Consider the following 15,111-nt stretch of genomic DNA (forward strand, 5'->3'; position numbering starts at 1 on the left):
ATGTGGGATTGGATCGTTAACATCCTTTTCGAGCTGCTCAAGCTCATCCAGACCTTTGCGGTCGACTGGGGCCTGTCCATCATCATCCTGGTGGTCATCATCCGTCTGCTGCTGACGCCGCTTATGCTCAAGTCGACCAAGTCGACGGCTCGCATGCAGGTGCTGCAGCCCAAGATGCTCGAGATCCAGGAGCGCTATGCCGACGATCCCCAGCGTCAGGCCGAGGAGATGCAGAAGTTCTACAGCGAGAACAAGTTCAACCCCATGGCTGGCTGTCTGCCGCTGCTGATTCAGATGCCTATCCTGTTCGCCCTGTTTACATTGCTGCGCAACCTGCCGCAGTACTTTAACGACGGCACGTTCTCGTTCTTCAACATCCTGCCCGACCTGACCACCACGCCGAGCGCTTCCTTTGCCGAAGGCTTTATGGTTGCACTGCCTGCGCTGGTTTGCCTGATCCTGTTTGCCGTCCTGACCCTGATTCCGCAGCTCTATATGTCGCGCAACCAGACCGGCCAGCAGGCTCAGAGCATGCGTATGATGGCCGTTGTCATGACGGTCATGATGCTTTGGATGGGCTGGAGCCTTCCCGTTGGTGTTCTGCTGTACTACGACGTCTCGTCTGCTTGGCAGGTTATCCAGCAGATTTTTGTGACGCAGAAGGTCATCGACAAGGCGAAGGCCGATGAGGAGGAGCGTCTTAAGAACGCTCCGCTGCAGGTTGAGGTCACTCGTCGCGAGAAGAAGCCGCGCCCGCACAAGAAGAAGTAGTGGGATATCAATCTTATTTAGGTACCTAACTTTTGGAGTACGTTATGTCTGAAGAGATCATCGAGGATATGCTTGAGGAGGTTGCCCCGCAGGTCGCGGGCGATTATCCCGAGATTGCACAGCGCTACAAGGCTGGTGAAGAGCTGACCGATGAGGAGCTCGACACCATTGCCGATGTTGCGATTTCCATCCTGCGTTCCATCCTTTCGCACTTCGATGCCGCCAACTCTCCTATCGATGAGTATGAGGGCGACGAGGGTGAGCTGATTTTGGATGTAACGGCTCCCGACCTTGCTGTTCTCATTGGCCGTCATGGTCGCACTCTTGATGCTCTTCAGGTTATGTTCTCTTTGCTGGTGAGCCGCAAGCTTGGCTTTAGGTATCCGGTTGTAGTGGACGTCGAGGGATACAAGAGTCGCCGTCAGGATAAGGTCGCCTCCATGGCTCAGTCTGCTGCCGAGCGTGCCATCCGCACTCATAAGAGTGTTTCGCTTCCGCCCATGAATGCCTACGAGCGCCGACTGGTTCACATTGCACTTCGTGGCAACGATGCAGTCGATACTCATTCTGAGGGTTCTGACCCTGATCGCCATGTGGTGATTGTTGCTCGATAATCTACTCGAGCTTATGCTAGGGGGACGTGGTTTCCACGTCCCCTTTTTTTGTCAAAAGTTCTCGATACGCTGATTTTTGTCAGAAAGGAGCTTCTGTTGTTTGTACTTACCGATCAGCAGGCTGACGAGATGTTGAGTCGCCTAACTTCCTATTGCAAAGAATATTCCTTGAGCGTAACTGATATTGAGCTGAGGAAATGTATCCAGCATTTGGATTTGGTTCTAGAAACAAATAAGACAACCAATCTCACCCGTATTCTTAACGTAGAAGATGCTGCCGTACTTCATATCCTCGACTCACTTGTTTTGCTCCCCTATATCAATAAGGCTCCTGAGGGAGCTTTGCTCGATATGGGAACAGGTGCGGGCTTCCCTGGTATTCCATTAACCATAACCACGCTTCGTAAAGCTACTTATATTGACTCTGTTGGCAAGAAGGTTGATGCGGTTAATTCCTTTGTCCATGCTCTTGGATTGAAACATGCTCATGCGGTTCATGATCGTCTTGAAGAATATGCTCGAAGCCATAAGAAGCAGTTCTCCGTTGTAACCGCCCGCGCACTGGCCCCTCTACCGATTCTTGTTGAGTATGCGGCTCCGTACCTGAAGGATGGAGGGCTATTTGTTATCACCAAGGGCAATCCTTCGGATGAGGAGCTTGCTTCCGGCATGTCAGCAGCTAAGATTTGCGGCTTCACTTTGCTTCTGAATGACGCAATTGATTTGCCTGAAGGCTTGGGTCACAGGGAGTTCATTGTTCTTAAGAAGAGTCATTCAGCATCCGTTTCATTGCCTCGTGCAAATGGCATGGCAAAGAAGAATCCGCTTGCCTAGATGTTTCACGTGAAACATAATGGATACTAACAGCTTGCAGTGTTTCACGTGAAACATAGCAGTTGCTATCGATTCGGAATGTTTCACGTGAAACATCCTCCGTTTGACAGCTTTAATACACACCAGGAGGGACCGTGGGATTTCGCGACGTTAAGCGTTCTAAGAGCGCAAAAGACACGCGTATCATTGCAATCATCAATCAAAAAGGCGGCGTCGGTAAGTCAACGACGGCTGTAAACCTTGCAGCAGCACTGGGTGAGCAGGGTCGTAAGACACTGATTGTCGATTTTGATCCGCAGGGAAACAGCACCAGTGGATTCGGAATTGAAAAAGAAGACCTTGATCACTGCATCTATGATGCATTGTTGAATGATGTGCCGGCAGAATCGCTTGTTCTTGATACAAATTGCAAAAAGGTATTCGTAATTCCGGCTACAATTCAGCTTGCAGGCGCGGAAATTGAACTCGTAAGCGCAATTGCTCGTGAAACCCGCCTCAAAGATTTGCTTGAGCCGATTCAGGACGAGTTCGATTTTATTTTCATTGACTGCCCTCCTTCGCTCGGCCTGCTTACTATCAACGCTTTGACCGCAGCAGACAGCGTTTTGATTCCGATCCAGTGCGAGTATTACGCACTCGAGGGCGTTACGAAACTGCTTGAGTCAATGAAGATGGTCAAATCTCGTCTGAACAAGGGCTTAGACACCTACGGTGTGCTTATGACCATGTATGACTCGCGTACTTCTCTATCGAATCAGGTTGTTGAGGAGGTTCAATCGTACTTTGGTGATAAGGCATTTAAGACGTTGATCCCCCGTACGGTTAAAATCTCCGAAGCTCCGTCTTTTGGGGAACCGGTAATTACCTATGCACCTCAAAATAAGGGTGCAAAAGCATATATGAACCTTGCAAAAGAGGTGATCAAGCGTGCCTAGTGTAAAGAAACGTGGCGGATTGGGACGTGGACTCAATGCTTTGGTCTCAGAGGCCGAGTATGAGACCGGTGGTTCGGCTGCATCGGCTTCGAATGCCGCATCTGAAACAAAACTACCTATTGAGGATATCGTTCCCAACCCTAATCAGCCGCGAATTCACTTTAACGAAACTGAACTTCGTGAGTTGAGCGAATCAATCCAAGAACATGGCGTCTTGCAGCCGCTTTTGGTTCGCAAGCATGGAAACGGCTATGAGATCATCGCTGGTGAGCGTCGTTACCAAGCGTCAAAGCTTGCTGGTCTTGAGGAGCTGCCTGTCATCATTAAAGATGTTAATGATGAAGAGATGCTGGCTCTTGCTCTGATCGAAAACCTTCAGCGTTCTGATCTGAATCCCGTCGAAGAGGCTAAGGGCTATCGCCAGCTTATCGATGCCAGCGGTATGACCCAGGAGGCATTGTCGAAGGCAGTCAGCAAGTCACGCTCTGCAATTACAAACTCGCTGCGCCTTCTCGATCTCCCTGAAGTTGTTCAGCAGATGATTTTTGAGGGCAAACTTACTGCTGGTCATGCACGTGCGATTCTTGCAGTTCCCTATGAGGACGCTCGAATTCGACTTGCAGAGAAGGTTGTTGCAGAGGGCCTTTCCGTAAGAGCGACAGAAAATCTTGCTCCGTTGTTTTCTGCCGGAGAGACACCTAAGACGCCGAGGCCTGCAACGCCTCAGTCTTTTAAAAAGGCTGCCCGCGTGCTTCGTCAGGTTTTTAATACCAACGTGCGTGTTAAGAGCTCGCGTGGAAAGAATAAGATTGAGATTGAGTTTAAAGACGAGGAAGAGCTCTCTCGTATTCTTGGCGAAATGATTCAGTTTGATCAAGGAGGCCAAGATGAGGAATAGGATTATAACTGCGATTGCATTGGCGACGACTGTCGCGGCTGGTGCCTTTGCTGGCTATAAGATCGCGACAGACGATGAACTTCGAGGTCGTTTGCTTCGTAGTGCGCAAGATATTGTCGATACATCCAAGAAGAAAATGGATGTTATGACAGAAGATGTTGCCATGCGTACGGCTCAGGTAACGAAGAATCCCAAGATTAATCAAGGTTGGGTTAGTAACCAATGGGAAAATGTAGGCTATTAGGTACCTAACAATTACTTAGCATATTTTGAGGGGTCCTTGTCTGATTCACGAGGCAAGGACCCCTTATTTTGGCCGTAAAAAATGGGACAGGTAGCAGCTGATTCAAAATTAAGGTCAATAAATAAAACGGCCCCGGTTGCATCTCCTGTAACCGGGGCCGTTCGATGTTTCACATGAAACGTTTTGGGGTGCGACTCCCCTATGCGTTCTTCTGAACTTTGAAGCGCTGCTTCAGCTGTCCGCAAGCGGCGTCAATATCGTTACCACGGGAGTTACGAATCGTGGTCTCGATGCCACGGGACTCAAGACGACGCTGAAGATCCTCAACCTTATGAATCGGCGACGGCTTGAGCGGGCTGCCCTCGATGTCGTTAAGCTGAATCAGGTTAACGTGGCACAGCGTTCCCTCGCAGAAGTCGCAGAGCGCCTGCATCTCGGGATTCGTATCGTTGACGCCTTCGATCATGGCATACTCATAGGTCGGGCGGCGGCCAGTCTTCTCGGTGTAGAGCTGAAGCGCCTCGTGAAGGCGAAGCAACGTGTACTTCTTAACACCGGGCATAAGCTTATTGCGCGTCGACTGGATGGCGGAATGCAGTGAAACAGCAAGCGTGAACTGCTCGGGGATGTCGGCAAATTTGCGAATACCGGGAATAACGCCACTGGTAGAGACGGTGAGGTGACGAGCACCGATACCAATGCCATCGGGGTCGTTGAGGATTCGCAGCGCCTTGAGAACCTCGTCGTAGTTGGCAAATGGTTCGCCCTGGCCCATGAAGACGACGCTCGTGGCGCGCTCGCCAAAGTCGTTGGATACATGAAGTACCTGGTCGACGATCTCTTGAGCGGTCAGAGAGCGCTTGAGGCCGTTGAGACCGGTACCGCAAAAGGCGCAGCCCATGCCACAGCCAGCTTGGGTGGAAACGCAGACGGAAAGCTTGTTACGACGGGGCATGCCGACAGTCTCGACGGAAACGCCGTCGTGGTACTCGAGCAGATACTTGCGCGAGCCATCTTTGGAAACCTGCTTGGTTAGTTCAGTCGGCGTGTCAAAGGCAAAAGCCTCTTTAAGCTGCTCGCGGAAAGCCTTAGGAAGGTTTGTCATATCGTTAAACGAACAAACGTTCTTCTCAAAGACCCATTCGATGAGCTGCTTCGCGCGGAAGGCGGGCTGGCCAAGCTCGGCCACGAGCTCGCGAATATCGTTTTGGCTCAAGTCGCGAATGTCCTGAGATTTAGTCCTGGGATTCATGGAAGCCTTTCGATTTTGGGGAAACGTAGAGGGTATCGCTACAATATGGTATCAGCTGCAGAAATTATAGAGGAGGAGTCTGCCCATGCCGGGTAAAAGCCTAGAGAACATGCACGTAGCGGTCTTGGCGGGCGGTCATTCCGCTGAGCGCGAGATCTCGCTCAATTCGGGAAAGAACGTCGTGGTTGCCTTGAAGGAGGCCGGCTACACTTCGGTGGAGCTGCTCGACACGGCTGCCGATGATTTTATGGTAACCATGGCGACCGGCGGCTTTGACGTGGCGTTTATCGCCATGCACGGTGCCGGCGGCGAGGATGGCGCCATGCAAGGCGCCATGGAGACCCTGGGTATCCCCTACACGGCTTCGGGCGTGCTTGCCAGCGCCTGCGGTGCCGACAAGGAGGTCTCTAAGCTCCTGTACGCCAAGGCGGGCATTCCCATTGCCCCCGGCCTTGCGCTCGAGGTGGGCGATGAAGTCGATATCGATCATATCGTCGAGGTTTGTGGCGAGCGCTGCTTTGTGAAGCCGGCCGTCAACGGTTCCAGCTATGGCATTTCCCTGGTCCATGAGCCCTCCGAGCTGCCCGCGGCAATCGCCAAGGCGTTTGAGTACGGCGACAAAGTGCTGGTCGAGAAGTGCATCGAGGGTACCGAGATCACCGTCGGCGTATACGGCGAAGATGACGTGCGCGCTCTGCCGATTGTCGAGATTCGTAAGCCCGAGGACTGCGAGTTCTACGATCTGGACGTGAAGTATGTCGACCCTACGGACATCCATCGCATTCCGGCGCAGATTTCACCCGAGAATTACGCTCGTGCCCAGGAGCTTGCCTGTGCTGCTCACAAGGCCCTCGGTTGCCTGGGTATCTCGCGCAGCGACTTTATCGTGAGTGAGGACGGCCCCGTTATCCTCGAGACCAATACCATTCCCGGCATGACCGATACGTCGCTGTATCCGGACGAGATACGCCACACCGACGACATGACGTTCCCGCAGGTCTGTGACAGCCTGATCCGTATGGGCCTTCGTCGAGCGGGCATTGCATGCTAATCGAGGACGCGGTTTCGTCAGGAACGCCGCAGTTTGTCATCGACTCCTATGCCACGCTTGCCGAACGCGCCAAAACGCAGTCCTTCGGCCTTATCGAGGAAGATGTGATCGTCCTCGATACCGAGACCACAGGTCTTTCGGTGCAGGACAATGAGCTGATCGAGATCTCGGCGGCCCGTCTTTCGGGCCGCGAGGTCGTCGACCGCTTCGATACCTTCGTGCATCCCAAACAGCTGATTCCCGCCGAGATTACCGAGCTCACGAGCATTACAAACGCCGATGTGGCAGATGCCCCGTCGGCCGTCGAGGCCGTGGCCGCTCTCGCCGATTTTGTCGGCGGCTGCCCGGTGATTGCGCATAACGCCACCTTCGACCGTTCGTTTATCGAGTCGGTCAAGGGCGGTGTCAACGTCAGCGACATCTGGATCGATTCGCTGGCGCTGTCGCGCATCGCGCTTCCGCGCCTGGCCTCGCATAAGCTCTCTTTCATGGCCGACCTGTTTGGCTGCGACTCGGTGTCGCACCGCGCCAACGCCGATGTCGACGCCCTGTGTGGCGTATGGCGCGTGTTGCTCGTGGCGCTCACCGACTTGCCCCAGGGCTTAATGGCGCGCTTGGCCGACATGCATCCCGACGTACCCTGGTCCTATCGTCCCATCTTCTCCTTCTTGGCGGGGCAGAACCCCGGTTCCATCTTCTCTCTCAGTGCCGCCCGCGCCGACGTACTCAAGGCCGATCGGGCCGATGATCGCGTTGATGCGGACGAGCTACCGGTCCTTAGGATGCCGAGCCGCGAGGAAATCGAGGCGGACTATGCCCCGGGCGGCCTGGTTAATCGTATGTACCCCACGTACGAGCCGCGCGATGAGCAGATCGCGATGGCGCTCGAGGTCCGCGATGCGCTGGTCACGGGCACTCATCGTGTAATTGAGGCGGGCACAGGCGTCGGCAAATCGATGGCCTATCTGGTGCCTTTTGCCGAGGCAGCGCGCCGTAACAACATCACGGTTGGTATTGCGACCAAATCGAACAATCTTGCCGACCAGCTCATGTACCATGAGCTGCCAAAACTTGCCGAGCAACTGGACGGTGGTCTGTCATTTTGCGCTCTCAAGGGGTATGACCACTATCCGTGCCTGCGCAAGCTTGAGCGCATGAGCCGCGGCCAGGTCGAGATTACCACCAAGCGCGATCCGGCGGACACGCTCACGGCGGTCGCGGTCATTATGGCGTACGTCTGCCAATCAGCCGATGGCGACCTCGACTCGCTTGGCATTCGGTGGCGCAGCGTCAACCGCCCCGACTTTACGACGGCCTCGCGCGAGTGTGCTCGTCGCCTCTGTCCGTTTTTCCCTGATAAATGTTTGGTCCACGGCGCTCGCCGTCGTGCGGCGCACGCCGATGTGGTGGTCACCAACCATTCCCTGCTGTTCCGCAATGTTGCGGCCGAGGGCAGGATTTTGCCTCCGATTCGTCATTGGGTAATCGACGAGGCCCATTCCATCGAGCGCGAGGCGCGCCGTCAGTGGGCGCGCGTGGTGTCGGCGGACGAATCACGCGTTCTGTTTGAGCGCCTGGGTGGCTCGAGCACCGGCGCGCTAAGCCAGGTTTCCCGTGATTTGGCAACCTCCGAGGGCTCTACGCTCTATCTGGGCCTTACTGCCAAGGCGACGTCGACAGTTGCACGCGCGAGCATGGCAATCGCCGACGTGTTCGATGGCGTTCGCGAGCTCGGCCGCCGTGCCCGTGGGGGTTATGATAATGCCAATCTATGGATTGGCCCCGAGTTGCGCGAATCTGACGACTGGCATGATTTCTTACCGTCGGCCTACACTGCCATCGACGCATTGGAACAGGCTGACAAGAGCGTCGACGCGCTGGTGCAAGCCGTCGCCGCCGACAAGCCCGAGGTTGTTGTCGACCTGGGTGATATCTCGCGCCGCCTGCACGAGCTGGCCGAGAACCTCAAACTCATCATTGAGGGCACCGATGAACACTACGTGTATTCGCTGCAGGTCAATCGCAGGTTGCGTGCTGGCGGAGAATCAATGACCGCAGAGCGCATCGACATTGGCGAGGCCTTGGCAACCGAGTGGCTGCCCGAGGTCCACACGGCTATCTTTGCATCGGCGACCATGACGGTTTCCAAGAGCTTTGAGCACTTTAACCACGCCGTCGGCCTCGATCGCATCGGTGCCTCGACATCATCGTCGCTGCACTTGGATTCGAGCTACGACTTCGATTCGAATATGGCTGTAGTCGTTGCGGGCGATATCCCCGATCCGCGCGACCGTGAAGGCTATCTTTCGGCGCTCGAGCGTGTGCTGGTCGACGCTCATCTTGCCATGGGCGGCTCGGTGCTTACGCTGTTCACCAACAGGCGTGACATGGAGGAGCTGTACGCTCGCGTCGAGCCCAAGATGGCTCGTGCGGGTCTGGAACTCAACTGCCAGCAGCGCAACTCGTCTCCTCGTCGTTTGCGCGATCGCTTTATCAACGAACCGACCTCGTCGCTCTTTGCACTTAAGGCCTTTTGGGAAGGGTTTGATGCCAGCGGCGAGACGCTGCGCTGCGTCATCATCCCCAAGCTGCCGTTCTCGAGCCCCACAGACCCGCTCTCATGCGAGCGCAATCTGCGCGAAGACCGCGCTTGGGCGCGCTATTCGCTGCCCGAGGCCGTGCTCGAGGTCAAGCAGGCAGCCGGTCGCCTCATTCGCTCATCGACCGATTGTGGCGTACTCATCTTGGCCGACCCGCGCCTGGTGACGAAGGGCTACGGCAAGAAATTCTTAACGTCGCTGCCCACGAGTTCCTATCAGCGCATCGAGTCGGCACAAATCGGGCACTATCTACAGCTGTGGCGCGCACGCCACGAGCGGTGCCGCTAAAGCGGATAGGCGAGGGATTTTGCCATATCGCACAGACGCTCTGACAGGGTGGGGTCATCCAAGATGCGGATGGCTCCGCCCGCTGCGATTATCTGGCTCAGCAGCCAACGCTCGGAGCCGTAATGCACGGTTAACGTTGCCGTGTCTGCCCCGCTGCGCTCGATTAGGGTGATGCCGGCCCAGTCCAGATGTTCCGCCATATCGAATGGCATCAGGAGCTTTGCGCTGCGCTGCGTCCGGGCAAGGGAATCGTGGAGGGATGCGACGTCCGGTGCGTGAGGCACGACGGAGTCTTCCGTCAAGGCGAGTCCCTCGATTTTATCCATGCGATAGGTGCGCTGCTCATCGACCGCGATGTCCCAGGCAATCAGGTATGTTTGGTCGCCGTTTGCCGTAATGCGCAAGGGGTCGACCAGACGATCGCGTGGCCGTGCATCGTCCATCGAGCGATACGAGATGCGGCAGCGAACGCCGTCCTGAATGGCACAGCTCAGCTGCTGCCAGTGCGACCCGTGGTTGACGGTGTCAAAGACGCGCTGGTTATAGCCAAGCTCTTCGGGTAGAAGGGCATGTCGAATCCGAGCTGCCGCCTGGGGATCGATCCCCAACGATTCAAGTTCGTGGTTGAGCACAGCGCCCTCGGCGGCACTCAGGCGCAGCGGTAGCATACGACCGGCGTCACCGGTGAGGACCACACGCTCGCCGCGGCATTTGCAGATGATGCGCGCGCCCGATTCTCGGTCCGCGAGCGTCGAGACGATCTCGAGAATCTCGTCGAGCGACACCCCCGTGATGTCAAATCGACTGCAAATCTCGGTTCGTGTCATGCCGCTCTCGCCGGCGGCGTAGAGGGCCTCCATGATGTCGATGGCGCGCGAGAGCCTCTGCTCGCTGGTGAGTTTACGCACGGGCATGCTCGTGCACCGTCCTTTCAATGAGGTGGTTCCACGCCTGTTTGAGCGATTTGGGGGCCACGGGCCTCATGCCGTCCATGGCGTGGGCCATGCAAAATGAGGCGCCGGCTTCAAGATCGCGCACGTCAACGGTCCAGGTCCATCCCACATCGGTGTGTACGAGCTCACCTCGCCCACGCGTGAGACCGTTGATCATATCGATCTGCGTCTGAGGGGCGAATGAGAACGTGGCTGCAACGGGCGGTCGGTCGGCAAAATCGAATTCAAAGAACAGGTAGTCGCTGAGGTTGAAGTCCGCGGGGATGACGTAGGCCTTCGAAGGACGCCAAGCGCGTACGATGCGGTCGCAGCGGAATGTCCTGATGTCGTCGGTGACGTTGTCGAGGCCGCAGAAGTAAGCCACGCCCTCGCGCTCGAACATGCCGTAGACGCAGACGGTACGTTCTCTCTGCTCGCCGCGTCCGTTCTGATATAAAAATCGCAGCGCGCATCGCTCGGCAAAGGCGCTCCAAACCGCATCGACGGTGGGAGAGCGGCTGATCGGCGCCTCGTCTACCGTCGTCCTGCCGGTGAGATAGGCAATCTTGGAGCGAATATCGGCAAGCGGTGCGGCAAAAGTGGATGAGCCGGCCGCTAGTGTCTGGTCGATGGCGTTGAGCAGGATATCGGCGTCGTCTGCGGTAATGAGGCCGCCTGCCGCAAACGTGTGCTCGCGGTCGATTGTCCACGAGCTTTCCTCGGTCTCCTGCGCGCCGGTGGGGCGAACCTCCTTGATTAAGATGCCGCGTTCGAGCAGCTTGTCACGATCGCGTCGAAACTTGCGCTTATCCGAGTCGATATTGCCCGAGCCATATCCCAGGTCAGAATCCAAGACGATCTGCTCGGTCGTCAGCGGTTCGGGGGAGCTATTGAGCACAAAGAAAAGATTGAGGATGCGCTGAGCCGTTTTATCGAAACTGGGCTCCGAATTCCCCTTTTTAATTGTCTCGGTCGTGTCGCTTGCCGTCATAGGGTCCTCGCATGAGAAGGTGGTTTGCTGCCATGATTTTAGTCCGATATGGAGATTAGGCTATATCCTTGTCCGCTCGGGGCGTTAAGATGGCCCGAATTCGGTCGTTTGCGCTCGCTCGGGGTATACTTTCGACTATATACGGTTCTAATGTGCATGCATTGGGCCTATTTGTCGGATTATGGATGTGGAGCGCACATGGCGAACACCCAGAACTATATTAACCACCTGCTGCAGAACACCGGCATTACGCCGGCGTGCAGCGAAGAAGAGCGCTTGGCTGCCGAGGATATCGCTCAGATCTTCCGCAACCACGGCTTTGATCCCGAGGTTCAGGAGTTCAATGCCCCGGCGCCCAGTAGGTTGGCATTTGCCGTTACCGGTATTCTTGCGTTTGCCGGTGCCCTGCTGATGGGCATCGGCGGCGGTATCGGCTTGGTCGGCACCTTGCTGGCCATTGTCGGCGCCGTTCTTTACGTGCTCGAGCGCACAGGGCACCCCGTGGTTTCGCGCCTGGGCAAGACAAGCGTGAGCCAAAATGTCATCGCCTATCACAAGGCCTCGGGCCCGCTCGCGTCCCCGCGTAACCGCCCGGTGGTCGTTGTCGCACACTACGACTCTCCCCGTGCTGAGCTGCTCGCCCGCGAGCCCTATGCTTCGTATCGTGCGCTCATCGCCAAGCTGCTGCCTGTTGCCACGGTTGCCCCTGCTGCCGTTGCCATCCTGCGTATCCTGCCGCTCCCCGGCGCGCTCAAGGTTCTGCTGTGGATTGTCGCGATCCTCGCTTCCCTCGTTGCACTTGCCAACGCGGCAAACATCATCTCTAACCGCCACATTCTTCCCTATACGTCCGGCGCGGTGTGCAACAAGTCTTCTGTCGCCGCTATGCTCGGCGTTATGGACAACGTTGCTCCCTTCCAGGGCGAAAACGAGTTTCCCGACGATGTTCCGTTCGATACCTATTTTGGGGAGCAAAAGCGTCGTGCCGAGGAAATGGCGCGTGCAGCGGCGGAGTATGCCGCGGCCCAGCAGCAAAACGACTACGGCAACACCATCGAGTACGAAGAGCCTACCTACGCCGAGGACGAGTTCGGTCAGCCGATTGCTCCCGACACTCAGACCGAGCCCGAACAGGGTGAGGCTTTCGACGAGCAGATCGAGGGCTTTGAGGGTGCGTCTGCCGACGAGACGCTGATTGGCGCCATCGTGCCCGAGGATCAGGATCAGGCTGTCCAGGCTGAAGAGTTCAATGACGAGGTTTCCGCTGCCGAGCCGGTGGAGGAGCCTGTCGCGGCCGAGCCCGAGCCCAAGCTCTATCGCAATGCCGCCGGCAACATCCGCTTTGGTTCGGATGCCATCCGTGCGCTCGGAATGCTTCCCGAGTCCTGCACGCTCGATTACGAGGAGGGCGAGGAGCCGACGTTTGAGCCCGAGCCTGCCCCCGTCGTGACTGCACCTGCGCCCGCTGTCACCGTGGATGATGAGTCTGCCGCGGTTGCCGCTGCCGTTGCCGAGCCCGAGGCAGTGTCCGCGATCGATCCCGCGGCAGGACTGGACGTTTTGGCTCCCGCCGCGCCGGCGCAAGACGTTGCGGACGAGTCTGACGACGATTACGTTGAACAGCCGAGGCGCGTGTCTTACGAGAGCGATACTGATTTCTCGGCCGAGATTCCCGCGGCAACGCCCCATGCCGACATTGCATCCGCGTTCTCGTCGATTGGCGCCAGCGCTTCCAACTTCTTTAAGGGTGCGCTTGCAAAGGGCAAGAAATTTGTCGACGATTTCGAGGAGAAGCGCGCTGCCGCACGCGAGGCTGCCGAGCAGGAGGCTATCGCTCAGCAGCAGGCAGCCGAGGCGGCACGTGAGCACGCGGCGCAAGAGTTCGAGCAGAACGAGGCTATGCAGTCCGCGCCCGTCGACGCCGCCGAAGCTACAACGTCCTTTGAGTCCCAGCAACCGGCGTCCGCGGATGTTGTTGAGGCGACGACGTCTTTCGAGGCCCAGCAGCACGTCGATAGCACCATGTCGTTTGATGCCGCGCAGTTCGATTCCACGATAACGTTTGAAAAGCAAGGCACCGCGATTGCCGAGCCCCTTCCTGTTTCCGATGAACAGGGCGACGCGGCAGACGATGACGAGCCTATTGATGCTGCCGAAATCCAAGATGCCGCCGAGGACGAGTCCGTCGAGGCCAACTCTGACGAAGAGCAATACGCGGCAGCCGAGCAAGATGATTCGACCGAGGCCGAGCAGGAGGAAGTGTCTGTGGTTTCCGAGACTCTCGAAACGGATGAGTCGAGACCTTACTCCACGCAGATTTTCACCATGCCGACCCCGAGTGGTTCCGGTGCCACGGTTGCCAATGTCGCTCCCACCCAGGACGAAACGGTCGATTCCCTTATGGCCCAGATTTCCTCCCAAGCATCGCCGCGTCCGCAGATGAATGTTCCCGATCCGGCGTCGGCACCGTCGCCTGCACCCTCCTCGTCTCCGCTGGCTTCGGTCCCCGATCCGTCGCTGCCGTCTATGAAGCAGGCAAACGTTGCGTCTCGCACGTCGCTGTTCGACCTTCCCGATCCCTCTGCCCAGGTCAACGACCCCTTTGCTACCGCCCAAGGTCCCGAACCCACATCGGCACCCGTTGCGCCTCCCATGCCCGTTGCGTCGGGCGCGCAGCCGATCGAGACCATTTCGGCTCCCGCCCCGGCGGCACCCAAGTCTCGTAAGCGCGGCCTGGGTGGCCTGTTCGGTCGTAAAAAGAAAAACGAGCAGGACAGCATGAGTGACTGGCTGGGCGTCGAAGACGATTACGATGCCAAGAAGTCCGGTCGCGGTATCGGTTCGTGGGATAACTTCGAGGACGATAACGATGGCTGGAAGGGTGGCGCTACGTCTTCCGATGGCGCTTCTTCCGAAGATATGCTCTCGGCTGTCGCCTCTATGGGCGATGATGAGCTGCTCGGTCACGATATCTGGTTTGTGGCAACGGGCGCCTCGGATTGTGATGGCGCCGGCATGAAGGCCTTCTTGGCTTCGCATCGCGATAAGCTCCGCGGCGTATTCTTCATCAATCTTGAATCCGTCGGCGCCGGTAGGCTTTCGGTTGTGACGGTCGAGGGCGAACAACAACTGCTCAAGGGCGATCGCCGCATCATGAACCTGGTCAGCAAGGTCTGCAAGTCGTTCCATGTCGATTGTGGCGCGCTCGAGATGCCCTATGCCAAGACCGATGCCTATGCCGCGCTCGAGGCGAGCCGCCGAGCCCTCACCATCGCCGGCGTGGACGGCACGCGCCTGGCTTGCGCTCGTACCGAGGACGACCTGCCCCACAATGTCAACCCGACGAACATTGCCACGGTATCCGAGGTTGTGACCGAGGTTATCCGCCGTTCGTAGACGGAGCTCTAAGGAGTCAACGTGTTTTCGTATATTAAGCGCCATTGGCCTGTCTACGTGATTTTGACCTTGATTGCCATTGCGTTAGGATTTGGGGCCGCCTACATCGTGGGTGCGAAGGGCTCGACCCCCGCCTCCGCAATCAGCGAAGAGGTGGAGCAAGAACAGAGCACGGGTGCCGATGGGATTCCTGAGTCCGAGCAGGCAATCGTTGATGGTGGATCTTCGTCTGCAGAGTAGATACGGCGATTTACATGATTGAAAGCGGGCGAGCCAGGGGACTGGCTCCCCCCCCTTTTTTTCTC

At 57.0% G+C, this 15,111-nt stretch carries 13 protein-coding genes; 10 read left to right on the forward strand and 3 right to left on the reverse strand.

The annotated features are described in order from the left end of the window. From DWZ01_RS07130 to DWZ01_RS07155, 6 genes are all read left to right on the forward strand, one after another. Positions 1–771, forward strand: coding sequence for a YidC/Oxa1 family membrane protein insertase (locus DWZ01_RS07130; RefSeq protein WP_117848457.1), 771 nt, complete (start codon positions 1–3; stop codon positions 769–771). 44 nt (positions 772–815) lie between these two features. Next, positions 816–1,385, forward strand: a complete 570-nt coding sequence (locus tag DWZ01_RS07135) for a R3H domain-containing nucleic acid-binding protein (RefSeq protein ID WP_022093802.1) — start codon at positions 816–818, stop codon at positions 1,383–1,385. A 96-nt stretch (positions 1,386–1,481) separates the two neighbouring features. Further along, positions 1,482–2,219, forward strand: a complete 738-nt coding sequence (gene rsmG / locus DWZ01_RS07140; RefSeq protein ID WP_233506192.1) for a 16S rRNA (guanine(527)-N(7))-methyltransferase RsmG — start codon at positions 1,482–1,484, stop codon at positions 2,217–2,219. Positions 2,220–2,353: 134 nt separating this feature from the next. Further along, entirely contained in the window at positions 2,354–3,154 is an 801-nt protein-coding gene (locus DWZ01_RS07145; protein WP_022093800.1) for a ParA family protein, read from the forward strand. Further along, complete coding sequence (locus DWZ01_RS07150) at positions 3,147–4,052, forward strand: ParB/RepB/Spo0J family partition protein (RefSeq protein ID WP_198019880.1); 906 nt, start codon at positions 3,147–3,149, stop codon at positions 4,050–4,052. The genes DWZ01_RS07145 and DWZ01_RS07150 overlap by 8 nt, the downstream gene beginning before the upstream one ends. After that, positions 4,042–4,296, forward strand: a complete 255-nt coding sequence (locus DWZ01_RS07155; protein ID WP_117848459.1) for a hypothetical protein — start codon at positions 4,042–4,044, stop codon at positions 4,294–4,296. Before DWZ01_RS07150 ends, DWZ01_RS07155 begins: the two co-directional genes overlap by 11 nt. 199 nt (positions 4,297–4,495) lie before the next feature. Here DWZ01_RS07155 and rlmN read toward each other — a convergent pair whose 3' ends face one another. Then, positions 4,496–5,548, reverse strand: a complete 1,053-nt coding sequence (gene rlmN / locus DWZ01_RS07160; RefSeq protein WP_117848460.1) for a 23S rRNA (adenine(2503)-C(2))-methyltransferase RlmN — start codon at positions 5,546–5,548, stop codon at positions 4,496–4,498. A gap of 85 nt (positions 5,549–5,633) precedes the next feature. Here rlmN and DWZ01_RS07165 point away from each other — a divergent pair, with 85 nt between their 5' ends. Both DWZ01_RS07165 and DWZ01_RS07170 read left to right on the forward strand, forming a co-directional pair. After that, positions 5,634–6,599, forward strand: a complete 966-nt coding sequence (locus DWZ01_RS07165; RefSeq protein WP_035136496.1) for a D-alanine--D-alanine ligase — start codon at positions 5,634–5,636, stop codon at positions 6,597–6,599. After that, positions 6,593–9,487 carry a helicase C-terminal domain-containing protein gene (locus DWZ01_RS07170; RefSeq protein ID WP_117848461.1) on the forward strand — a complete coding sequence of 965 codons (2,895 nt, stop codon included), beginning with the start codon at positions 6,593–6,595 and terminating at the stop codon, positions 9,485–9,487. The genes DWZ01_RS07165 and DWZ01_RS07170 overlap by 7 nt, the downstream gene beginning before the upstream one ends. On the opposite strand, the gene DWZ01_RS07175 is transcribed toward DWZ01_RS07170, so the two are convergent. Then, on the reverse strand, positions 9,484–10,401 hold the full coding sequence (locus DWZ01_RS07175; protein WP_117848462.1) for a YafY family protein: 918 nt from the start codon (positions 10,399–10,401) through the stop codon (positions 9,484–9,486). The two genes, DWZ01_RS07170 and DWZ01_RS07175, sit on opposite strands and share 4 nt — an antisense overlap. Continuing rightward, on the reverse strand, positions 10,388–11,410 hold the full coding sequence (locus DWZ01_RS07180; protein WP_055287288.1) for a YafY family protein: 1,023 nt from the start codon (positions 11,408–11,410) through the stop codon (positions 10,388–10,390). The genes DWZ01_RS07175 and DWZ01_RS07180 overlap by 14 nt, the downstream gene beginning before the upstream one ends. 198 nt (positions 11,411–11,608) lie before the next feature. Here DWZ01_RS07180 and DWZ01_RS07185 point away from each other — a divergent pair, with 198 nt between their 5' ends. Together DWZ01_RS07185 and DWZ01_RS07190 are read left to right on the forward strand one after the other, a co-directional pair. Continuing rightward, positions 11,609–14,806 (forward strand): hypothetical protein, encoded by a 3,198-nt coding sequence (locus tag DWZ01_RS07185; protein WP_117848463.1) that lies wholly within the window; start codon positions 11,609–11,611, stop codon positions 14,804–14,806. A gap of 21 nt (positions 14,807–14,827) precedes the next feature. Continuing rightward, positions 14,828–15,046: a hypothetical protein gene (locus DWZ01_RS07190; RefSeq protein ID WP_022094153.1), complete on the forward strand. Its 219-nt coding sequence runs from the start codon at positions 14,828–14,830 to the stop codon at positions 15,044–15,046. Positions 15,047–15,111: the final 65 nt, after the last annotated feature.

This window comes from Collinsella sp. AF28-5AC (genome assembly GCF_003457875.1).
In the GTDB taxonomy this organism is placed as follows: domain Bacteria; phylum Actinomycetota; class Coriobacteriia; order Coriobacteriales; family Coriobacteriaceae; genus Collinsella.